Origin of the sequence: Ciceribacter thiooxidans, assembly GCF_014126615.1 — a bacterium.
Classification (GTDB): Bacteria; Pseudomonadota; Alphaproteobacteria; order Rhizobiales; family Rhizobiaceae; genus Allorhizobium; species Allorhizobium thiooxidans.
This window is the reverse complement of the sequence record NZ_CP059896.1, coordinates 2,028,941-2,049,470: the sequence shown is the minus strand read 5'-3', so window position 1 is coordinate 2,049,470 and position 20,530 is coordinate 2,028,941. Positions and strand designations below refer to the sequence as shown.

Below are 20,530 nucleotides of genomic sequence, written 5' to 3'. Positions count from 1 at the left end.
ATCAAAGGGATGGAATGGTGGGCGATGAGAGACTCGAACTCCCGACATCCTCGGTGTAAACGAGGCGCTCTACCAACTGAGCTAATCGCCCTTTCGCGGAAGCGGGTCAGGTGCCCGCCGCGTCGGTGGCCGTGATCTATGCGGATCGCAGAAAATCCGCAAGAGGATTTTAGAAGTTTTTTTGTCTTTTTTTCTGCCGCTCCCGGTGCGTCCCGGAAAAATGCCCGGATTTGCAGGCCTGTGACGGGGGAGGGCGCGCGGCGCGCGCGGCTGTGGATTTGGACGCTCCGACCGGCGGGCCGAACAATTTTCGTTCCGTCATTGTTTTGTCTTCGAACGTGCTTGACACCCATTCGCGAACCCCTTAGTTAGCCGCTCATCGAACGGCCGAGGCCGCTCGGTCGGGCCGGTTCGCCGGTTTCGGTCAGGAAGTGCGGGTGTAGCTCAGTCGGTTAGAGTGCCGGCCTGTCACGCCGGAGGTCGCGGGTTCGAGCCCCGTCACTCGCGCCATTCCTGGACATGTTTCTGATGACGTCGCGATGTGGTAACATACCCCGTCGAGAAGTCAGGTTCCGCTTCAATGCGGAACACTATGCGCGGGTGTAGCTCAGTCGGTTAGAGTGCCGGCCTGTCACGCCGGAGGTCGCGGGTTCGAGCCCCGTCACTCGCGCCACTTTTTTCTTCCAGAAGCGAGTTTGCCGGAAACACGAAGGTGTGATCCGGCGTTTGGTTTTGTCGTCCTAAAGTCGGCTGAGAAAGTCGGGATGCGGCGCGTGAAAAGGCCTTTGCGGTCTTGCGCTGGGGCGGCACCTGCGCTAACCACGGCGCGTTACAACTCTCTTTTCGGCTTGTCCGCCTCCGGGCACGGTGCCTCCCGGCATTTCACAGCAAGCAGGGATGGATATGATGACTGAACTGCTCAGTTCCTACGTTCCGATCGCAATCTTTATCGGTATCGCCCTCGTCATCGGCCTGGCGCTGTTGATCGCGCCGTTCGCCGTAGCCTTCAAGGCGCCCGACTCGGAAAAACTCTCCGCCTACGAATGCGGCTTCAACGCCTTCGACGACGCCCGCATGAAGTTCGACATCCGCTTCTACCTGGTGTCGATCCTCTTCATCATCTTCGACCTCGAAGTCGCCTTCCTGTTTCCCTGGGCGGTGTCCTTCGGCGACCTCGGCTGGTTCGGGTTCTGGTCGATGATGGTATTCCTCGCCGTTCTCACCGTCGGCTTTATCTATGAATGGAAGAAGGGGGCGCTGGAATGGGAATGACCCAAGGCAATTCGACCCTGATCGCGCCGCAGCCCAAGGGGATCATCGATCCCAATACCGGCAAGCCGATCGGCAGCGACGATGCGTTCTTCGGCGAGATCAACAACGAACTCGCCGACAAGGGCTTTCTCGTCACCTCGACGGATGATCTGATCAACTGGGCCCGTACCGGCTCGCTGATGTGGATGACCTTCGGTCTCGCCTGCTGCGCCGTCGAAATGATGCAGCTTTCCATGCCGCGCTACGACGCCGAACGTTTCGGGTTTGCGCCGCGCGCGTCTCCGCGCCAGTCCGACGTGATGATCGTCGCTGGCACGCTCACCAACAAGATGGCGCCGGCGCTGCGCAAGGTCTACGATCAGATGCCCGAGCCGCGCTACGTGATCTCGATGGGCTCGTGCGCCAACGGCGGCGGTTACTATCACTATTCCTACTCGGTGGTGCGCGGCTGTGACCGCGTCGTACCGGTGGATATCTACGTACCGGGCTGTCCGCCCACGGCCGAAGCGCTGCTCTACGGCGTGCTCCTGCTGCAGAAGAAGATCCGCCGCACCGGCACGATTGAACGGTAACGGCGAGGGACGAGACAAATGAGTGAAGCCCTGGACGAGCTTGCATCCCATCTCGGCGAGGTCTGCCGCACGCTGATCGCGTCCAGCGAGGTCAAGTTCGGCGAGCTGACGCTGACGGCGACGCCCGAGAACCTGATTCCGCTCCTGACCTTCCTGCGCGACGACGTGCAGTGCGGTTTCGTCAACCTGACGGATATCTGCGGGGTCGACTATCCGAAGCGCGAGAAGCGTTTCGACGTGGTCTACCATCTGCTGTCGCCGCGCCAGAACCTGCGCGTGCGCATCAAGGTCGCGACCGGCGAATTCGAGCCGGTGCCGTCGGCCTGTCCGGTCTTCCCGGGCGCCGACTGGTTCGAGCGCGAAGCCTGGGACATGTACGGCGTGATGTTCACCGGCCATCCGGACCTCCGCCGCATCCTGACCGACTACGGTTTCGAAGGCCATCCGCTGCGCAAGGACTTCCCGACCACCGGGTTCGTCGAAGTGCGCTACGACGACGAGGCCAAGCGCGTGATCTACGAGCCGGTCGAACTCAAGCAGGAATTCCGCAATTTCGACTTCCTCTCGCCGTGGGAAGGCGCCGACTACGTGCTGCCCGGTGATGAGAAGGCGAAACAGTAGGAATGAGGCAGTAGGCAATAGCCACTAGGCAGTAGGAAAGGGAGACATCAGACGGCTATCAACTCCTACCAGGATCTGAAGGTGTGGCAACGCGCCATGGATCTGGCGGTAGAGAGCTATGAGCTGACGAAGTATTTTCCGCGCGAAGAGGTTTACGGACTGACGTCGCAGGTGAGGAGGGCTGCCGCCTCGGTGCCCGCCAACATAGCGGAAGGATACGGTCGGGATGGTGCAGGCTCTTACGTCCAGCACCTGAAAATCGCTCAAGGATCGCTCAAGGAGTTGGAAACGCATATTCTTCTGAGCTCGCGTATCGGGTTGACGTCGCAAGACCGGGTGTCGAAGGCGATGGCAATCAGCGAAGAGGTCGGGAAAATGCTGAGGTCGCTGATCCGCAGCTTGCAGGATGAACGGAATGGTCGCACGAGTGAATAGACGCCCTACTGGCTACTGCCTATTGGCTAGTGCCTCGATGCGCGGAGCGAATCGCAATGACTGAACACAACGTCCGCAACTTCAACATCAACTTCGGCCCGCAGCATCCGGCCGCGCACGGCGTTCTGCGCCTGGTTCTCGAGCTCGACGGTGAAATCGTCGAGCGCGTCGACCCGCATATCGGCCTCCTGCATCGCGGCACCGAGAAGCTGATCGAGACCAAGACCTACCTGCAGGCGCTGCCCTATTTCGACCGGCTCGATTACGTCGCGCCGATGAATCAGGAGCATGCCTATTCGCTGGCGGTCGAAAAGCTGCTCGGCCTCGAGATTCCGATCCGCGGCCAGCTGATCCGCGTCCTCTACTCGGAAATCGGTCGTATCCTGTCGCACCTGCTGAACGTCACGACGCAGGCGATGGACGTCGGCGCGCTGACGCCTCCGCTCTGGGGCTTCGAGGAACGCGAGAAGCTGATGGTGTTCTACGAGCGCGCTTCGGGCTCGCGCATGCACGCCGCCTATTTCCGTCCCGGCGGCGTTCATCAGGACCTGCCGCAGAAGCTCGTCGAGGACATCGGCGCCTGGTGCGATCCGTTCCTGAAAGTTTGCGACGACATCGAAGGCCTGCTGACCGACAACCGCATCTTCAAGCAGCGTAACGTCGACATCGGCGTCGTCAGCCTCGAGGATGCATGGGCCTGGGGCTTCTCCGGCGTCATGGTCCGCGGCTCCGGTGCCGCCTGGGACCTGCGCAAGTCGCAGCCCTACGAGTGCTACGCCGATCTCGACTTCGACCTGATGGTCGGCAAGAACGGCGACTGCTACGACCGTTACCTGATCCGCATGTTCGAGATGCGTGAATCGGTGAAGATCATGAAGCAGTGCGTCAATCGCCTGCTTGGCGACGCCAAGACCGGCCCGGTCTCCTCGCTCGACGGCAAGGTCGTGCCGCCGAAGCGCGGCGAGATGAAGCGGTCGATGGAAGCCCTCATCCACCATTTCAAGCTCTACACCGAAGGCTACCACGTTCCGGAAGGCGAGGTTTACGCCGCGGTCGAAGCGCCGAAGGGCGAGTTCGGCGTCTATCTCGTCTCCGACGGCTCCAACAAGCCGTACCGCTGCAAGATCCGCGCTCCGGGTTATGCCCACCTGCAGGCGATGGATTTCATTTGCCGTGGCCACCAGCTCGCCGACGTTTCGGCGGTCCTCGGCTCGCTCGACATCGTGTTCGGAGAGGTGGACCGGTAATGCGCCGCGGTTTGTTGACGCTTGCTCTTCTGGCCGTTGCTCCGGGCGTCTTCGCCCAGGATGCGGCCGTCTCGTCGAAGGGCTCGTCGACGACCATGGCGGAACTCATCAAGCAGGGATACGAGATCAAGACAGCCGTCCCAAACGGCTCCAAGTTCATCGTGTTCCTGCAGAAAGAGAACTCGGCCTATGCCTGTGAATTCGCATCTCTGCAGAATTCCAGGTGTGGATCCATAAACTGAGACAAGGCGTGAGGAAGAATGTCCGTTCGTCGACTAGCCGAAGATCGCGTCCAGCCCGCCAGCTTCTCCTTCAACGAGGAGAATGCGGCCTGGGCCGGGAAGACCATTCGCAAATATCCTGAAGGCCGCCAGCAATCGGCGGTCATCCCGCTGCTCATGCGGGCGCAGGAACAGGAAGGATGGGTGACGCGCGCGGCGATCGAACACGTCGCCGACATGCTCGCGATGCCTTATATCCGCGTGCTGGAAGTGGCGACCTTCTACACCCAGTTCCAGCTGAAGCCGGTCGGTACCCGCGCCCACATCCAGGTCTGCGGCACGACGCCCTGCATGCTGCGCGGCGCCGAGGGCCTGATCGAGGTCTGCAAGCACAAGATCCATCACGATCCCTTCGAGCTCAACGCCGACGGCACGCTGTCGTGGGAAGAGGTCGAGTGTCAGGGCGCCTGCGTCAACGCACCGATGGTGATGATCTTCAAGGACAGCTACGAGGACCTGACGCCGGAGCAGCTCGAAGACATCATCGACCGCTTCGAGGCGGGCAGGGGTGCCGAGGTGACGCCGGGCCCTCAAGTCGACCGCATCTACTCGGCGCCGGTCGGCGGCCCGACCACGCTGGTCGACGCGTCCTCCGCCAAGAAGACGACGGCGAAGGCGGCGCCTGCCGGCGAAGAGACCGTTTACGTTCCGCCGGCGAATGCCGGCAGGGTGGACGAGTCGGCTGACGAGACCAATCCGGCGGCCCGTACGCCCGCCAACGGCAAGACTGCGGTTCCGGGCGGTCCGGAAGTGAAACCGGCCCGCAAGCGCGCAACGCCGGCGAGCGACGAGATCAAGGAAGTCATCTCCGAAACTGCCGCGGCCGATGCCGCCGGCAAGGGACCAGTCGATGAGATCTCCCGGGACGACAAGAACCGTCCGTCCGGCATCGAGAAGCCGGCCACGCCGGATGATCTGAAGATGATCTCCGGCGTCGGACCGAAGATCGAGGCCCTTCTCCACGAGCTCGGCATCTACACGTTCGCGCAGATCGCCTCATGGAAGAAAGCAGAACGCGAATGGGTCGACGGCTATCTGAAGTTCGGCGGCCGCATCGAGCGGGACGACTGGGTCAAGCAGGCCAAGGCGCTCGCCAAGGGTGGCGAGGCCGAATACATCAAGGTCTTCGGCAAGAAGCCGCGGTAAGAGGTTAGAATATGTTGAAGGATCAGGATCGCATCTTTACCAACATCTACGGCCTCAAGGACAAGTCCCTGAAGGGCGCCATGAGCCGTGGCCATTGGGATGGCACCAAGCAGCTGCTCGAAAAGGGCCGTGACTGGATCATCAACGAGGTGAAGGCGTCCGGCTTGCGCGGCCGCGGCGGTGCGGGCTTCCCGACCGGCCTCAAGTGGTCCTTCATGCCGAAGGAAAGCGACGGCCGCCCGCATTACCTCGTGGTCAATGCCGACGAATCGGAGCCCGGCACCTGCAAGGACCGCGACATCATGCGCCACGATCCGCATACGCTGATCGAAGGCTGCGTTGTCGCCTCCTTTGCCATGGGCGCCCACCATGCGTTCATCTACGTCCGTGGCGAGTTCATGCGCGAGCGTGAGGCGCTGCAGGCGGCGATCGACGAGTGCTATGAATACGGGTTGCTCGGCAAGAACAACAAGCTCGGCTACGACATCGACATCGTCGTCCATCACGGCGCCGGCGCCTATATCTGCGGCGAGGAAACCGCGCTGCTCGAAAGCCTGGAAGGCAAGAAGGGCCAGCCGCGCCTGAAGCCGCCGTTCCCGGCGAACATGGGTTTGTACGGCTGTCCGACGACGGTCAACAACGTCGAGTCGATCGCCGTGACGCCGACCATCCTGCGCCGTGGCGCGGGTTGGTATTCCAGCTTCGGCCGTCCGAACAATACCGGCACCAAGCTCTATTCGATCTCCGGTCACGTCAACAAGCCGTGCACGGTCGAGGACTCGATGTCGATCCCGTTCCACGAGCTGATCGAGAAGCATTGCGGCGGCATCCGCGGCGGCTGGGACAATCTTCTCGCCGTCATCCCGGGCGGTTCCTCGGTACCTTGCGTACCGGGCGCCCAGATGAAGGACGCCATCATGGACTATGACGGCCTGCGCGAAGTCGGCTCCTCGCTCGGCACGGCAGCGGTCATCGTCATGGACAAGTCGACCGACATCGTGAAGGCCATCTGGCGTCTCTCGGCCTTCTACAAGCACGAGAGCTGCGGCCAGTGCACGCCCTGCCGCGAAGGCACCGGCTGGATGATGCGCGTCATGGAACGCATGGTGAAGGGCAACGCGCAGAAGCGCGAGATCGACATGCTCTTCCAGGTGACCAAGCAGGTCGAGGGGCACACCATCTGTGCGCTCGGCGACGCCGCCGCCTGGCCGATCCAGGGCCTCATCAAGCATTTCCGCCCGGAAATGGAAGCCCGCATCGACCAGTACACCCGCAACGCCATGGCGCATGGCGTCGTGATGGAAGCCGCCGAGTAAGGACAACCGGACGATGGCGAAGGCAAAGGACCAGACACGGGAGGGAGTTGCGGCGAAGCCGGCCGACTTCGGCCGTGCATTCGATGCCGCGCCGGAAGCATCCGGTCTGCCGCTACACCCGCTGATGGCCCATCCCGCCGCAACACTTGCCGCGATGACGGCGGTCGGCTTCGGTTTCGCGACCCAGATGGCGAGCGCATTCCTCGGTTCGCTGCAGGGCGCTCTGGAGGTGACCGACAAGCTGGCGCGTCGGCTCGATGAAGAAAAGGCGGGGGCCGACGAAGTCTCCGGCGGTGCCGCAGTTGCGGATGCCCCGCTCGAGCCCGCGACCGCCGCACAGGGTGCCGTGCCGAAGCGTGCGCCGCGGCCCACGACTGCGTCGGCAAAGACTGGAACCACACAGGCGAGGCCTGCTGCGCGCAAGGCGACGGCGGTTAAGTCCTCCGACACCGGCAAGGTGGCGGCTGCGGAGAAGCCGGCGGCGGCCGCAAGGCCGACAAAGGCGAAGGGCAAGGTCGACGACCTGAAGCGGATCGAAGGCATCGGCCCGAAGCTCGAGCAGGTGCTGAACGGTCGCGGCATTCGGCTTTTTGCGGATCTCGCAGCGCTCGATGCTGCGGATCTCGAAGCGCTCGATCAGGCGATCGGTCTGGACGGCCGCGCCGTCCGCGACGACTGGGCAGGTCAAGCCCGCAAGTTGGCGCGGGGCAGGAAATAGGAATCGGGACGACCCTGCAGGGCGGTCCGCGGTTTGCGAAGGTCAATATCTTCGGCTTCGTCAAGCGGAGTCGGGGAGAGGAATTAAACGGCGGGGACGAGCCAATGCAGGTTGGCCGGTTCCGCTTGCCGCTGCGAAAGCTGCGGTGCAATGCGCACTATGCGTGAGGCAGGAAGGCGAATATGGCAAAGCTGAAAGTCGACGGTAAAGAGATCGAAGTCCCGGATCATTTCACGCTGCTGCAGGCGTGCGAGGAAGCCGGCGCCGAAGTCCCGCGCTTTTGTTTCCATGAACGGCTGTCGGTTGCCGGCAATTGCCGTATGTGCCTCGTCGAGGTGAAGGGCGGCCCGCCGAAGCCGGCGGCCTCCTGCGCCATGGGCGTGCGCGATATCCGCGGCGGCCCGAACGGCGAGCTGCCGGAAGTCTTCACCAACACGCCGATGGTCAAGAAGGCCCGCGAAGGCGTGATGGAGTTCCTGCTGATCAACCATCCGCTCGATTGCCCGATCTGCGACCAGGGCGGCGAATGCGACCTGCAGGACCAGGCGATGGCCTTCGGCGTCGACAGCTCGCGCTATACGGAAAACAAGCGCGCCGTCGAGGACAAGTATATCGGCCCGCTCGTCAAGACCGTGATGAACCGCTGCATCCACTGCACGCGCTGCGTCCGCTTCACCACCGAAGTCGCCGGCATCGCCGAACTCGGCCTGATCGGCCGTGGCGAGGATGCCGAGATCACCACCTATCTCGAGCAGGCGATGACCTCTGAGTTGCAGGGCAACGTCATTGATCTCTGCCCGGTCGGCGCACTGACCTCGAAGCCGTTCTCCTTCACCGCCCGTCCGTGGGAACTCGGCAAGACCGAATCGATCGACGTCATGGACGCGCTCGGCTCGGCCATCCGCGTCGACACCCGCGGTCGCGAAGTCATGCGCATCATGCCGCGCGTCAACGAGGCGATCAACGAAGAGTGGATTTCCGACAAGAGCCGCTTCATCTGGGACGGCCTGAAGACCCAGCGCCTCGACCGGCCCTATGTCCGCCGTGACGGCCGCCTTCAGCTGGCGACCTGGAGCGAGGCATTTGCCGCTGTCAAGGCCGCCGTTGCCGCGACCACCGCCGACAAGATCGGCGCGATCGCCGGCGATCTCGCATCGGTCGAGGAAATGTACGCGTTGAAGGAGCTCGTTACCTCTCTCGGCTCGACCAATCTCGATTGTCGCCAGGACGGTGCCGCCCTCGATCCGTCGCTCGGCCGCTCAACCTATATCTTCAACCCGACGATCGAAGGCATCGAAGCTGCTGACGCGCTGCTCATCGTCGGCGCCAATCCGCGCTTCGAAGCGGCTGTCCTCAACGCCCGCATCCGCAAGCGCTGGCGCCGCGGCGGCTTCCCGATTGGCGTGATCGGGGAAGCCGGCGAACTGCGCTACCAGTACGACTACCTCGGTGCAGGCTCCGAGACGCTCGCCGACCTCGTCGCCGGCAAGGGCGCCTTCGTCGATGCGCTGAAAAATGCCAAGGCCCCGATGATCATCGTAGGGCAGGGGGCTCTCGCCGGTGAAGACGGTGCCGCCGTCCTCGCAAACGTCGCAAAGCTCGCGACCGCCGTCGGAGCCGTCTCGCCGGAATGGAACGGCCTTTCCGTCCTGCACACCGCTGCCGCTCGCGTCGGTGGCCTCGACCTCGGCTTCGTGCCGGGTGCGAACGGTACGTCCGCCGTCGCCATGCTGGGCTCGATGGACGTGCTCTTCCTGCTCGGCGCCGACGAGCTCGACTTCGGCAAGAAGGGGTCGACGTTCACCGTCTATATCGGCAGCCACGGCGATGCCGGTGCACACAGCGCCGACGTCATCCTGCCGGGTGCCGCCTATACGGAAAAGTCCGGCATCTGGGTCAACACCGAGGGTCGCGTCCAAATGGGCAACCGCGCCGGCTTCGCGCCGGGCGAGGCCCGCGAGGACTGGGCCATCATCCGCGCCCTTTCCGACGTGCTCGGCAAGAAGCTGCCGTTCGACTCACTGCAGGCCCTTCGCGCCAAGCTCCATGCCGCTTACCCGCATTTCGCCGAGATTGACGAGATCGCGACAGGTTCGGGTGACGAAATTGCCGCGCTTGCGAAAAAAGCCGGGCAGATGACCAAATCCGGGTTTGCGTCACCGATCAAAGACTTCTATTTGACGAACCCGATCGCGCGTGCTTCGGCCGTGATGGCCGAATGCTCGGCATTGGCCCGCAACAATTTCAAGGCTGCGGCAGAGTAAGGGCAGGGGAACATGGATTCTTTCGTTTCAACCTATGTCTGGCCGGCGGCCATCATGATCGCCCAGTCGCTGCTGCTGCTGGTCGCCCTGCTGCTGTTCATTGCCTATGTCCTGCTTGCCGACCGCAAGATCTGGGCAGCCGTGCAGATGCGCCGCGGTCCGAACGTCGTCGGTCCGTGGGGTCTCTTCCAGTCCTTCGCCGACCTGCTGAAATTCGTCTTCAAGGAACCGGTCATTCCGGCCGGCTCCAACAAGGGCGTTTTCCTACTCGCGCCGCTCGTTGCCGTGATGCTGGCACTCGCCACCTGGGCGGTCGTGCCGCTCGCCGACGGCTGGGTGATCGCCAACATCAATGTCGGCATCCTCTACGTCTTCGCGATCTCCTCGCTCGAAGTCTACGGCATCATCATGGGCGGCTGGGCTTCGAACTCGAAGTATCCGTTCCTCGGCGCGCTGCGCTCGGCAGCGCAGATGGTGTCTTATGAAGTCTCGATCGGCTTCGTGATCGTCACCGTCCTGCTTTGCGTCGGTTCGCTCAATCTCTCGGACATCGTCTATGCCCAGAAGGACGGTATTGGCACCATGCTCGGCATGCCGAGCTCCTTCCTCGACTGGCACTGGCTGGCGCTGTTCCCGATGTTCATCGTCTTCTTCATCTCGGCGCTCGCCGAGACGAACCGCCCGCCCTTCGACCTGCCGGAAGCGGAATCGGAACTGGTCGCCGGCTTCATGGTCGAATACGGCTCGACCCCGTACATGATGTTCATGCTCGGCGAATATGCCGCCATCGTCCTGATGTGTGCGCTGACGACGATCCTGTTCCTCGGTGGCTGGCTGCCGCCGGTCGATATCGCCATCCTCAACTGGGTGCCCGGCATCGTCTGGTTCGTGCTCAAGGCGTCGATGGTGTTCTTCATGTTCGCGATGGTGAAGGCCTTCGTGCCGCGCTACCGCTACGACCAACTGATGCGTCTCGGCTGGAAGGTGTTCCTGCCGCTCTCGCTCGCCATGGTCGTCATCGTTGCATTCGTGCTGAAGCTGATGGGATGGGCATGATGATGTCCGTTCCGTCCCTCGGCAGATTTGGAGGTTAAGATGGCTGGTCTCTCCCAGGCTATCAATTCCCTGTTCCTGAAGGAGTTCGTCGGCGCCTTCTTCCTGTCGATGCGCTACTTCTTCGCACCCAAGGCCACGATCAACTATCCCTTCGAGAAGGGGCCGCTGTCGCCGCGCTTCCGTGGCGAGCATGCGCTGCGCCGCTACCCGAACGGCGAAGAACGCTGCATCGCCTGCAAGCTCTGCGAGGCGATCTGTCCGGCCCAGGCAATCACCATCGAGGCCGGCCCGCGCCGCAATGACGGCACCCGCCGCACGGTGCGCTACGACATCGACATGGTGAAGTGCATCTATTGCGGCTTCTGTCAGGAAGCGTGCCCGGTCGAGGCGATCGTCGAGGGGCCGAACTTCGAGTTCGCCACCGAGACGCGCGAAGAACTCTATTTCGACAAGGCGCGACTGCTGGACAACGGCGATCGCTGGGAACGGGAAATCGCGCGCAACATCGCGCTGGATGCTCCGTACCGCTGATCGGCGGGGACATCGACCGAAGGCGGCGCCGGCAAGCGGGGCCGCCACGGCACATGAGTTTTGAACAGGGGCGTCCAGCCGGTAGGGGATTACCGGCAGCGTCCCATCGGACGGCGGCGCGGACGCGCGTCCCGGGGAAGATGAAAAGGCACCAACATGGGTCTTCAGGCTCTTTTTTTCTATCTCTTTGCCTTTGTCGCCGTGGCTTCGGCGTTCATGGTGATCTCGGCGAGGAACCCGGTCCACTCGGTTCTGTTCCTCATCCTGACCTTCGTTAACGCCGCCGGCCTGTTCCTCCTGACGGGCGCGGAATTCCTGGCGATGATCCTGCTGGTGGTTTATGTCGGCGCCGTGGCGGTGCTCTTCCTCTTCGTCGTCATGATGCTCGACATCGACTTCGCCGAGCTCAGGTCCGGAGCGCTGAAATATGCGCCGATCGCCACGCTCATCGGTGTGGTCGTGGCGGCGGAACTGGTGTTCGTCATCGGCGGCAGCGTCATCTCGCCGGAAGCGATGAACGCGGTGACCATGCCGATCCCGGCCCTTGCCGAACGCCAGAACACCGCGGCCCTCGGCGATGTGCTCTATACGAATTACGTCTACTTCTTCCAGATCGCCGGCCTGGTGCTGCTGGTGGCGATGATCGGCGCAATCGTGCTGACGCTGCGCCACCGCACCAACATCAAGCGGCAGGATATTTCCAGACAGGTTGCCCGCACGCCCGCGACCGCCGTCAAGGTGGTCAAGGTCAAGCCGGGGCAGGGCGTCTGAGGCAGCACGAGGTCAAGGAACAGAAAATATGGAAATCGGTCTTTCCCATTACCTGACGGTCAGTGCCATTCTCTTCACCCTCGGCGTGTTTGGCATCTTCCTCAACCGCAAGAACGTCATCGTCATTCTCATGTCGATCGAGCTCATCCTGCTCGCGGTCAACCTGAACATGGTGGCGTTCTCCGCCTTCCTCAACGACATGGTCGGCCAGGTCTTCGCCCTGTTCATCCTGACCGTCGCTGCGGCGGAAGCGGCGATCGGTCTTGCTATTCTCGTTGTCTTCTACCGCAATCGCGGCTCCATCGCCGTTGAAGACATCAATATGATGAAGGGCTGATAAGGCTATGATTTTATATAAGGCTATCGTCTTTCTTCCGCTGATCGGCGCCCTGATCGCCGGCCTGCTCGGTCGCCAGATCGGCGCCAAGGCCTCCGAATACATCACCAGCGGCCTGATGATCGTCACGGCGGTTCTGTCGTGGGTCGTCTTCGTCAACGTCGGCTTCGGCGAGGGGCACGAGGTCATCAAGGTCTCGGTGCTGCGCTGGATCCAGTCCGGCGGCATCGACGTCGAATGGTCGCTCAGGATCGACACGCTGACCGCGGTCATGCTGGTCGTCGTCAACAGCGTCTCGACGCTGGTCCACGTCTACTCGATCGGCTACATGCACCACGATCCGGACCGGCCGCGCTTCTTCTCCTATCTGTCGCTGTTCACCTTCGCCATGCTGATGCTGGTGACCTCCGACAACCTCCTGCAGATGTTCTTCGGCTGGGAAGGCGTCGGTCTTGCCTCCTACCTGCTCATCGGCTTCTGGTTCAAGAAGCCGTCGGCCTGCGCCGCGGCCATGAAGGCCTTCATCGTCAACCGCGTCGGTGACTTCGGCTTCATCCTCGGCATCGCCGGCATCTTCGTGCTCTTCGGCTCGATCAACTTCGAGACCATCTTCGCCGCTGCGCAGAGCTATCTGCCGGCCGAGGGTGCGGAAGGCGACGCCGTCATCAATCTCTTCGGCATGAGCCTCGACAAGGCAAATGCGATGACCGCCGTCTGCCTGCTGCTCTTCATGGGCGCGATGGGCAAGTCGGCGCAGTTCCTGCTGCACACCTGGCTGCCGGACGCGATGGAAGGCCCGACCCCGGTTTCGGCCCTCATCCACGCGGCCACCATGGTCACCGCCGGCGTCTTCCTCGTCGCCCGCATGTCGCCGCTCTTCGAACTCTCGCCGGACGCGCTGACCTTCGTCACGCTGATCGGTGCGATCACCGCCTTCTTCGCGGCGACCGTCGGCCTCGTGCAGAACGATATCAAACGCGTCATCGCCTATTCGACCTGTTCGCAGCTCGGCTACATGTTCGTGGCGCTCGGCGTCGGCGCCTATGGCGCGGCGATCTTCCACCTGTTCACGCACGCCTTCTTCAAGGCACTGCTCTTCCTCGGCGCCGGCTCGGTCATCCATGCCGTCGACGGCGAGCAGGACATGCGCTACATGGGCGGCCTCCGGAAGCACATTCCGCTCACCTTCTGGGCGATGACCATCGGTACGCTGGCGCTGACCGGCGTCGGCATCCCGGGAACGATGATCGGTTTCGCCGGCTTCTTCTCGAAGGATGTCATCATCGAGTCGGCCTATGCCTCGCATTCGGCGATCTCGGGCTTCGCCTTCACGCTGCTCGTTATCGCGGCGCTGTTCACCAGCTTCTATTCCTGGCGTCTTGCCTTCCTCACCTTCTTCGGCAAGCCGCGGGCATCCGCCGACGTCATGCACCATGTGCATGAATCACCGATGGTGATGCTGGTGCCGCTCGCGCTTCTGGCGATCGGTGCGGTCTTCGCCGGTCTCGCCTTCGAAGGCTACTTCTTCGGCCACGAATACGGCGAGTTCTGGAAGGGTGCGCTCTTCACCCTGCCGGAGAACGAGATCCTTGAACAGTTCCATGGCGTCCCGACCTGGGTGAAGTGGAGCCCGTTCGTTGCGATGCTGACCGGTTTCGTGACGGCCTGGTACATGTACATCAAGTCGCCCTCGACCCCGAAGGTCCTGGCCGAACAGCACCGTGTGCTCTACCAGTTCCTGCTCAACAAGTGGTACTTCGACGAGCTCCACGATCTTCTCTTCGTCCGCTCGGCCAAGACCCTCGGCCGCTTCCTGTGGAAGAAGGGTGACGTCGGCGTCATCGATACCTACGGCCCGAACGGCGTCGCCGCGGCCGTCGTCGACGTGACCCAGAAGGTCGTCCGCCTGCAGTCTGGCTACCTCTATCACTATGCCTTCGCGATGCTGATCGGCGTTGCGGCCCTCATTACCTGGATGATGCTCGGGAGTTCCTTCTGATGACCGATTGGCCCATTCTTACAACGGTCACCTTCCTGCCGCTGGTCGGCGTGGCGCTTCTCCTGCTGACCCGGGAGGATACGGCGCTCGGCCGCCGCAATATCCGTAACGTGGCGCTGCTGACGACGGTCTTCACCTTCGTCGTCTCGCTCTTCATCTGGATCGGCTTCGACAACTCGAACCCCGGCTTCCAGATGGTGGAAAAGCACGCCTGGCTCGGAACCGGCATCTCGTATCACGTCGGCGTCGACGGCATCTCGATGCTGTTCGTCATCCTGACGACGCTGCTCATGCCCTTCTGCATCCTTGCGAGCTGGGTCTCGGTCGAGAAGCGCCTGAAGGACTACATGATTGCGTTCCTGCTCCTCGAAACCCTGATGATCGGGGTTTTCGTGGCGCTCGACATCGTGCTGTTCTACGTCTACTTCGAGGCAGGCCTGATCCCGATGTTCATCATCATCGGCGTCTGGGGTGGCAAGGATCGCGTCTACGCGTCCTACAAGTTCTTCCTCTACACGCTCGCCGGCTCGGTGCTGATGCTGATCGCCATCATGGCGATGTACTGGGATGCCGGCACGACCGACATCCCGCAGCTCCTCGCCCACAAGTTCCCGGCGCAGATGCAAACCTGGCTATGGCTCGCCTTCTTCGCCTCCTTCGCGGTGAAGATGCCGATGTGGCCGGTTCACACATGGCTTCCGGATGCGCACGTGCAGGCACCGACGGCCGGCTCGATGATCCTTGCGGGCATCCTGCTGAAGCTCGGCGGCTACGGTCTCCTGCGCTTCTCGCTGCCGATGTTCCCGCTGGCGTCCGACTATTTTGCGCCGCTCGTCTACACCATGTCGGTGATCGCGATCATTTACACCTCGCTGGTGGCGATGATGCAGGAGGACATGAAGAAGCTGATCGCATACTCGTCGATCGCGCACATGGGCTATGTCACCATGGGTACGTTTGCGGCGAACATGCAGGGCGTGCAGGGCGCGATCTTCCAGATGCTGAGCCACGGCTTCGTGTCGGCCGCTCTCTTCTTCTGCGTCGGCGTGATCTACGACCGCCTGCATACCCGCGAGATCGCGGCCTATGGTGGCCTTGTGAACAACATGCCGAAATACGCCGTCGCCTTCATGGTCTTCACCATGGCGAATGTCGGCCTTCCGGGCACATCCGGCTTCATCGGCGAGTTCCTGACCCTGATCGGCGTCTTCCGCGCCAATACCTGGGTTGCGCTCTTCGCCGCGACCGGCGTCATCCTCTCGGCCGCCTACGCGCTCTGGCTCTATCGCCGGGTCGTGTTCGGCGCGCTCGAGAAGGAAAGCCTGAAGGCCATGCTCGACCTCTCGCTCCGCGAGAAGTTCATTCTCTATCCGCTGATTGCGCTCACCATCTTCTTCGGCGTCTATCCGGCTCCGATCTTCGATGCCACGGCCGCTTCGGTCGAGCTTCTGGTGAACAACTATTCGGCTGCATTGCAGGCGGCGCAAAACGTTGCGCTCACGGTGAATTGACGACAGGACCCTTTGGACATGAACGCTGAAACACTCGTTGCAAGCCTGCATCTCGTCACACCGGAACTGATCCTCGCGGTCGGTGCCCTGGTGCTGCTGATGGTTGGCGTATTCTCCGGAGACAAGTCCACGCCGACGGTGACCGGACTTGCCGTGGCGCTGCTGATCGCCTCGGGCCTGTGGATGGTGCTGATACCCGGGGAAGGTTCCGCCTTCGGCGGTGCCTATCTGGCGGATGGCTATGCCCGCTTCATGAAGGTTCTCGCGCTGATCGGTTCGGTGACGGCGATGATCATGGCGGTCGGCCATGCCCGCTTCGACCACCTCGATCGTTTCGAATTCCCGGTCCTCTTGGTGCTGGCGACGCTGGGCATCATGCTGATGATTTCGGCAAACGATCTCATCTCGCTCTATCTGTCGCTGGAACTGCAGTCGCTGGCACTCTACGTCGTCGCCGCGATCAACCGTGACAGCCTGCGTTCCACGGAAGCCGGTCTGAAGTACTTCGTTCTCGGCGCACTGTCGTCCGGCATGCTGCTCTACGGCATGTCGCTCGTCTACGGTTTCACCGGCAACACCGGCTTCGACGAGATCGCCAAGGTCCTGATGGCGGGCAAGCCGCAGCTCGGCCTTATCTTCGGCCTCGTCTTCATCCTCGCCGGACTCGCGTTCAAGATTTCCGCCGTTCCGTTCCACATGTGGACGCCGGACGTCTACGAAGGTGCGCCGACACCGGTCACCGCCTTCCTCGCCGCCGCCCCGAAGATCGGTGCGATGGCGATCTTCGTCCGCCTCGTGATCGGCGCCTTCCAGCCGATCTTCGTCGAATGGCAGCAGGTTGTCGTCTTCATCTCGATCGCCTCGATGCTGCTCGGCTCGTTCGCCGCGATCGGCCAGCGCAACATCAAGCGACTGATGGCCTATTCCTCGATCGGCCACATGGGCTACGCGCTCGTCGGCCTTGCTGCCGGTTCGAAGACGGGCGTCACGGGCGTCATCATCTACCTGGCGATCTATCTGATCACCACGCTCGGCACCTTCGCCTGCATCATGGCGATGCGCGTCAAGGAAGGCGGCAATGTCGAGAACGTCGACGATCTCGCCGGCCTTTCCACCACCAAGCCGTTCATGGCCGTGGTGCTGAGTGCGCTGATGTTCTCGCTCGCCGGCATCCCGCCGCTCGCCGGCTTCTTCGCGAAGTACTTCGTCTTCGTCGCAGCCGTCGAGGCGCAGCTCTACGGCCTCGCCATCATCGGCGTGCTCTCGTCGGTCGTCGGTGCCTACTATTACCTGCGCGTCGTGAAGGTCATGTGGTTCGATGACGCGAAGGTCGAGTTCACCCGCATCGCCGGCGAACTTCGCCTGGTCTTCGGTCTGTCCGGCCTCTTCGTCGTCGGCTATCTGCTGGTCGGTGGTCCGCTCGACGTCATGGCCGAGGCCGCAGCCAAGACCCTCTTCTATTGAGCGGCCGCGGCACGGGCCGCCGGTTGTCGGTCGACGACTTCCGGCACGAGGCGCATCGCGTCCTCGCCTCCACCAACAGTGAATGTCTCGCCCGCGCTCGCGCGGGCGATTCCGGTTTTCTGTGGCTGACGGCCGAAAGCCAGACGGGCGGTCGCGGCCGCCGCGGCAGGGCATGGGTCTCCGAACCAGGAAACCTCTACGCGTCGCTGCTGCTGGTCGATGCGGCGCCGATGGAGCACATCTCCTCGCTGCCGCTCGCCGTTGCGCTTGCCGTGCACGACGCGATCCGCGCCGTACTGCCGAGCGACGCGCCGCCGCTCGAGATCAAGTGGCCGAACGACATCCTGATCGGCCGGGCGAAGACCTGCGGCATCCTTCTGGAAGGGGAGGCGATGCCGGACGGCCGGCACGCCATTGCGATCGGCATCGGCATCAACATGATCCGGAAACCGGAGGGTACGGCCTATCCCGTCACCTCGCTTTCGGAGCACGGCGTGTCGGGTTCGCCGGAAGAACTCTTCGCCAGATTGTTCTCGTCCATGGCCGCGGTGCTGAACCTCTGGGACGCGGGGCGAGGAACGGCAGCGGTCGTCGAACGCTGGCGCCGGCACGCCTGCGGCATCGGCGAAAAAATAACGGTCAACCTGCCGGACCGGTCGATTTCCGGTTACTTTGCAGGAATTGATGATAAAGGCTATCTCCTGCTCGATCGCGGCCCGGAAGGGCAGATGGCGATCGCGGCCGGTGATGTGTTCTTTGGTTGAACTGGTACAAGGGAAGAATGGCAAAGAAAGAAGAATTGGTGTTCCTGCCGCTCGGCGGCGTCGGCGAGATCGGCATGAACCTCGCACTATACGGCTATGGAACGCCGTCGAACCGCCAATGGATCATGGTCGACTGCGGGGTGACCTTCCCCGGGCCGGATCTGCCGGGCGTCGACCTCGTGCTGCCCGACATCCGCTTTGTCGAGGCGCAGAAGCGCAATCTCAAGGCCATCATCATCACCCATGCCCATGAGGACCACTACGGCGGTCTGAACGACGTCTGGCCGGGCCTCAACGTTCCGGTCTACGCCTCGGGCTTCACCGCCGGTATGCTGGAAGCCAAGCGCGACTACGAGGGTGGGCGCGCCGACATTCCGGTGACCCCGTTCAAGGCGGGCGACCGGATCAATGTCGGGCCGTTCAGCATCGAGGCGGTCGGCGTCAACCACTCCATTCCCGAACCGATGTCGCTGGTGATCCGCACGCCGCTCGGCAACGTGATCCACACCGGCGACTGGAAGATCGACCATGCGCCCTCGCTCGGGCCGCTGACCGACGAAACGCGTTTCCGCGAGCTTGGCGACGAGGGCGTGCTGGCGCTGATGTGCGACAGCACCAACGCCATGCGTGATGGCGTGTCTCCGTCCGAGCAGCAGGTGTCCGACGGTCTGCGCCAGATTATCGAGACGGCGGAAGGCCGTGTCGCGATCACCACCTTCTCGTCGAATGTCGGGCGCATCCGCTCGATTGCGCAGGCCGCGGAGGCGGCCGGCCGCGAGGTTCTCCTGCTCGGCAGTTCGCTGAAGCGCGTCGTTGCCGTCGCTGCCGATGTCGGGCTGATGGAAGGTGTGAAGCCGTTCATCGCAGAAGACGAGTTCGGCTACATTCCGCGCGACAAGGTGGTCGTTATCCTGACCGGCAGTCAGGGCGAACCGCGGGCAGCGCTCGCCAAGATCGCCCGTGACGAGATGCGCAACGTCGCCTTCGCAGCAGGTGACACGGTCGTCTTTTCCTCGCGCACGATCCCGGGCAACGAGAAGGCGATCCAGGACATCAAGAACGGCCTGGTCGACCAGGGCCTGCATATCGTCACCGACAGCGAGGCGCTGGTGCATGTCTCCGGCCATCCGCGGCGCAACGAGCTTCTGCAGATGTACGAATGGACGCGGCCGCAAATGGTCGTGCCGGTGCACGGAGAGGCGGCACATCTGACCGCGCAGGCGGAACTCGCGCAGCAGGCCGGCGTCAACACCGTTCCGAAGGTGCGCAACGGCGACATCCTGCGCCTGGCACCCGGTCCGGCCGAGGTGATCGACCGTGCGCCGTTCGGCCGCGTCTACAAGGACGGCAAGCTCGTCGGCGATTTCGAGGAGATGGGGATCGGCGAGCGCCGCAAGCTCTCCTATGTCGGCCATGTCTCGGTCAATGTGCTGCTCGACAGCCGTTACGATTTCCTTGGCGATCCGGATGTCGTCGCCTGCGGGCTGCCGGAAGTCGACGAGGAGGGCGAGGACATGGAGGACGCCCTCTATGACGCCATTCTCGGTGCGGTCGAGAGCATTCCGCGGGTGCGGCGCAAGGACCTGGAACTCGTGCGCGAGAGTATCCGTCGCGCCGTCCGTGCCGCCGCCAACGAGGCCTGGGGCAAGAAGCCGGTGGTGACGGTTTTCGTGACGAAAGTCTGAGTGACGGACGAGCGGTTCTCGGTATAGGGTCCGCCGCATTCGAACCCGTTGTGTCGTTCGGCCGCTAGGGGAGTGTTCCATGCTTGGACGGGTCAATCATGTCGCCATCGCCGTACCGGATCTTGAGGCCGCGACGGCTTCCTATCGCGATACGCTGGGCGCCGCCGTCTCTGCGCCTCAATCGCTGCCGGAGCATGGCGTCACGGTCGTCTTCGTGAAACTGCCGAACACCAAGATCGAGCTTCTCGAACCGCTCGGCACCGACTCGCCGATCGCGGCCTTCCTCGCCAAGAACCCTTCCGGCGGCATGCACCACATCTGCTACGAGGTCGATGACATTCTCGTCGCTCGCGACCGGCTGACGGAAAAGGGTGCGCGCGTGCTCGGCAGCGGCGAGCCGAAGACCGGCGCACACGGCAAGCCGGTGCTCTTCCTGCATCCCAAGGATTTCAACGGAACGCTGATCGAGCTCGAACAGCTCTGATCCCTGCATCGTCGCGGGACGGCGAGAGCGGCTTGTTTCGGCGATCGTCGGGGGCG

Annotated in this window: 20 protein-coding genes and 3 tRNA genes; 22 read left to right on the top strand and 1 reads right to left on the bottom strand. The window is 62.8% G+C overall.

Going from position 1 to position 20,530, the window contains the following annotated elements:
* Nucleotides 1–15: 15 nt before the first annotated feature.
* Nucleotides 16–91, bottom strand: a tRNA-Val gene (locus H4I97_RS09880).
* A gap of 342 nt (nt 92–433) precedes the next feature.
* On the opposite strand from H4I97_RS09880, the gene H4I97_RS09875 reads away from it, so the two are divergent.
* The 22 genes from H4I97_RS09875 to mce all read left to right on the top strand — a co-directional run bounded on the left by H4I97_RS09875 (nt 434) and on the right by mce (nt 20,474).
* Nucleotides 434–510 (top strand) — tRNA-Asp (locus tag H4I97_RS09875).
* An 86-nt stretch (nt 511–596) separates the two neighbouring features.
* A tRNA-Asp gene (locus H4I97_RS09870) sits at nt 597–673 on the top strand.
* A gap of 233 nt (nt 674–906) precedes the next feature.
* Entirely contained in the window at nt 907–1,272 is a 366-nt protein-coding gene (locus H4I97_RS09865) for an NADH-quinone oxidoreductase subunit A (RefSeq protein ID WP_112687300.1), read from the top strand.
* Entirely contained in the window at nt 1,263–1,844 is a 582-nt protein-coding gene (locus tag H4I97_RS09860; RefSeq protein WP_129331235.1) for a NuoB/complex I 20 kDa subunit family protein, read from the top strand. Before H4I97_RS09865 ends, H4I97_RS09860 begins: the two co-directional genes overlap by 10 nt.
* Before the next feature lie 18 nt (nt 1,845–1,862).
* Nucleotides 1,863–2,465 carry an NADH-quinone oxidoreductase subunit C gene (locus H4I97_RS09855; protein ID WP_182304462.1) on the top strand — a complete coding sequence of 201 codons (603 nt, stop codon included), beginning with the start codon at nt 1,863–1,865 and terminating at the stop codon, nt 2,463–2,465.
* 96 nt (nt 2,466–2,561) lie between these two features.
* Nucleotides 2,562–2,900, top strand: a complete 339-nt coding sequence (locus H4I97_RS09850) for a four helix bundle protein (protein ID WP_148155684.1) — start codon at nt 2,562–2,564, stop codon at nt 2,898–2,900.
* Nucleotides 2,901–2,956: 56 nt separating this feature from the next.
* Nucleotides 2,957–4,147, top strand: coding sequence for an NADH-quinone oxidoreductase subunit D (locus tag H4I97_RS09845; RefSeq protein ID WP_182304461.1), 1,191 nt, complete (start codon nt 2,957–2,959; stop codon nt 4,145–4,147).
* Nucleotides 4,147–4,389 (top strand): hypothetical protein, encoded by a 243-nt coding sequence (locus H4I97_RS09840; RefSeq protein ID WP_182304460.1) that lies wholly within the window; start codon nt 4,147–4,149, stop codon nt 4,387–4,389. The genes H4I97_RS09845 and H4I97_RS09840 overlap by 1 nt, the downstream gene beginning before the upstream one ends.
* A gap of 18 nt (nt 4,390–4,407) precedes the next feature.
* Nucleotides 4,408–5,574 (top strand): NADH-quinone oxidoreductase subunit E, encoded by a 1,167-nt coding sequence (locus tag H4I97_RS09835; protein WP_182304459.1) that lies wholly within the window; start codon nt 4,408–4,410, stop codon nt 5,572–5,574.
* 11 nt (nt 5,575–5,585) lie between these two features.
* A complete protein-coding gene (gene nuoF / locus H4I97_RS09830; RefSeq protein ID WP_182304458.1) occupies nt 5,586–6,890 on the top strand; it encodes an NADH-quinone oxidoreductase subunit NuoF in 1,305 nt (434 codons plus the stop codon).
* Nucleotides 6,891–6,903: 13 nt separating this feature from the next.
* The gene (locus tag H4I97_RS09825) at nt 6,904–7,608 is read left to right on the top strand and encodes an NADH-quinone oxidoreductase subunit E (protein ID WP_182304457.1); all 705 of its coding nucleotides are present in this window, start codon (nt 6,904–6,906) and stop codon (nt 7,606–7,608) included.
* Nucleotides 7,609–7,790: 182 nt separating this feature from the next.
* Nucleotides 7,791–9,872 (top strand): NADH-quinone oxidoreductase subunit NuoG, encoded by a 2,082-nt coding sequence (nuoG, locus tag H4I97_RS09820; protein WP_182304456.1) that lies wholly within the window; start codon nt 7,791–7,793, stop codon nt 9,870–9,872.
* A 12-nt stretch (nt 9,873–9,884) separates the two neighbouring features.
* Nucleotides 9,885–10,928: an NADH-quinone oxidoreductase subunit NuoH gene (gene nuoH / locus H4I97_RS09815; RefSeq protein WP_129331226.1), complete on the top strand. Its 1,044-nt coding sequence runs from the start codon at nt 9,885–9,887 to the stop codon at nt 10,926–10,928.
* Between the two features lie 39 nt (nt 10,929–10,967).
* Entirely contained in the window at nt 10,968–11,459 is a 492-nt protein-coding gene (gene nuoI, locus H4I97_RS09810; protein WP_112687148.1) for an NADH-quinone oxidoreductase subunit NuoI, read from the top strand.
* 156 nt (nt 11,460–11,615) lie between these two features.
* Nucleotides 11,616–12,230, top strand: a complete 615-nt coding sequence (locus H4I97_RS09805) for an NADH-quinone oxidoreductase subunit J (protein WP_182304455.1) — start codon at nt 11,616–11,618, stop codon at nt 12,228–12,230.
* A gap of 28 nt (nt 12,231–12,258) precedes the next feature.
* Nucleotides 12,259–12,567 carry an NADH-quinone oxidoreductase subunit NuoK gene (gene nuoK, locus H4I97_RS09800; RefSeq protein WP_112687152.1) on the top strand — a complete coding sequence of 103 codons (309 nt, stop codon included), beginning with the start codon at nt 12,259–12,261 and terminating at the stop codon, nt 12,565–12,567.
* Nucleotides 12,568–12,574: 7 nt separating this feature from the next.
* Nucleotides 12,575–14,566, top strand: a complete 1,992-nt coding sequence (gene nuoL, locus H4I97_RS09795) for an NADH-quinone oxidoreductase subunit L (protein WP_182304454.1) — start codon at nt 12,575–12,577, stop codon at nt 14,564–14,566.
* Nucleotides 14,566–16,077 carry an NADH-quinone oxidoreductase subunit M gene (locus tag H4I97_RS09790; protein WP_182304453.1) on the top strand — a complete coding sequence of 504 codons (1,512 nt, stop codon included), beginning with the start codon at nt 14,566–14,568 and terminating at the stop codon, nt 16,075–16,077. Before nuoL ends, H4I97_RS09790 begins: the two co-directional genes overlap by 1 nt.
* 18 nt (nt 16,078–16,095) lie before the next feature.
* A complete protein-coding gene (gene nuoN, locus H4I97_RS09785) occupies nt 16,096–17,541 on the top strand; it encodes an NADH-quinone oxidoreductase subunit NuoN (RefSeq protein WP_182304452.1) in 1,446 nt (481 codons plus the stop codon).
* Nucleotides 17,538–18,305, top strand: a complete 768-nt coding sequence (locus H4I97_RS09780; RefSeq protein ID WP_378143785.1) for a biotin--[acetyl-CoA-carboxylase] ligase — start codon at nt 17,538–17,540, stop codon at nt 18,303–18,305. The genes nuoN and H4I97_RS09780 overlap by 4 nt, the downstream gene beginning before the upstream one ends.
* Nucleotides 18,306–18,322: 17 nt before the next feature.
* On the top strand, nt 18,323–19,990 hold the full coding sequence (locus H4I97_RS09775) for a ribonuclease J (protein WP_182304450.1): 1,668 nt from the start codon (nt 18,323–18,325) through the stop codon (nt 19,988–19,990).
* Nucleotides 19,991–20,069: 79 nt separating this feature from the next.
* The gene (gene mce, locus H4I97_RS09770; protein ID WP_182304449.1) at nt 20,070–20,474 is read left to right on the top strand and encodes a methylmalonyl-CoA epimerase; all 405 of its coding nucleotides are present in this window, start codon (nt 20,070–20,072) and stop codon (nt 20,472–20,474) included.
* The last annotated feature ends 56 nt before the right edge of the window (nt 20,475–20,530 follow it).

Bases quoted from the DNA above. Each gene is read 5' to 3' on its own strand.
- H4I97_RS09865 (WP_112687300.1), top strand. From the start codon at position 907: ATGACTGAACTGCTCAGTTCCTACGTTCCGATCGCAATCTTTATCGGT.
- H4I97_RS09860 (WP_129331235.1), top strand. From the start codon at position 1,263: ATGGGAATGACCCAAGGCAATTCGACCCTGATCGCGCCGCAGCCCAAG.
- H4I97_RS09855 (WP_182304462.1), top strand. From the start codon at position 1,863: ATGAGTGAAGCCCTGGACGAGCTTGCATCCCATCTCGGCGAGGTCTGC.
- H4I97_RS09850 (WP_148155684.1), top strand. From the start codon at position 2,562: ATGGATCTGGCGGTAGAGAGCTATGAGCTGACGAAGTATTTTCCGCGC.
- H4I97_RS09845 (WP_182304461.1), top strand. From the start codon at position 2,957: ATGACTGAACACAACGTCCGCAACTTCAACATCAACTTCGGCCCGCAG.
- H4I97_RS09840 (WP_182304460.1), top strand. From the start codon at position 4,147: ATGCGCCGCGGTTTGTTGACGCTTGCTCTTCTGGCCGTTGCTCCGGGC.
- H4I97_RS09835 (WP_182304459.1), top strand. From the start codon at position 4,408: ATGTCCGTTCGTCGACTAGCCGAAGATCGCGTCCAGCCCGCCAGCTTC.
- nuoF (WP_182304458.1), top strand. From the start codon at position 5,586: ATGTTGAAGGATCAGGATCGCATCTTTACCAACATCTACGGCCTCAAG.
- H4I97_RS09825 (WP_182304457.1), top strand. From the start codon at position 6,904: ATGGCGAAGGCAAAGGACCAGACACGGGAGGGAGTTGCGGCGAAGCCG.
- nuoG (WP_182304456.1), top strand. From the start codon at position 7,791: ATGGCAAAGCTGAAAGTCGACGGTAAAGAGATCGAAGTCCCGGATCAT.
- nuoH (WP_129331226.1), top strand. From the start codon at position 9,885: ATGGATTCTTTCGTTTCAACCTATGTCTGGCCGGCGGCCATCATGATC.
- nuoI (WP_112687148.1), top strand. From the start codon at position 10,968: ATGGCTGGTCTCTCCCAGGCTATCAATTCCCTGTTCCTGAAGGAGTTC.
- H4I97_RS09805 (WP_182304455.1), top strand. From the start codon at position 11,616: ATGGGTCTTCAGGCTCTTTTTTTCTATCTCTTTGCCTTTGTCGCCGTG.
- nuoK (WP_112687152.1), top strand. From the start codon at position 12,259: ATGGAAATCGGTCTTTCCCATTACCTGACGGTCAGTGCCATTCTCTTC.
- nuoL (WP_182304454.1), top strand. From the start codon at position 12,575: ATGATTTTATATAAGGCTATCGTCTTTCTTCCGCTGATCGGCGCCCTG.
- H4I97_RS09790 (WP_182304453.1), top strand. From the start codon at position 14,566: ATGACCGATTGGCCCATTCTTACAACGGTCACCTTCCTGCCGCTGGTC.
- nuoN (WP_182304452.1), top strand. From the start codon at position 16,096: ATGAACGCTGAAACACTCGTTGCAAGCCTGCATCTCGTCACACCGGAA.
- H4I97_RS09775 (WP_182304450.1), top strand. From the start codon at position 18,323: ATGGCAAAGAAAGAAGAATTGGTGTTCCTGCCGCTCGGCGGCGTCGGC.
- mce (WP_182304449.1), top strand. From the start codon at position 20,070: ATGCTTGGACGGGTCAATCATGTCGCCATCGCCGTACCGGATCTTGAG.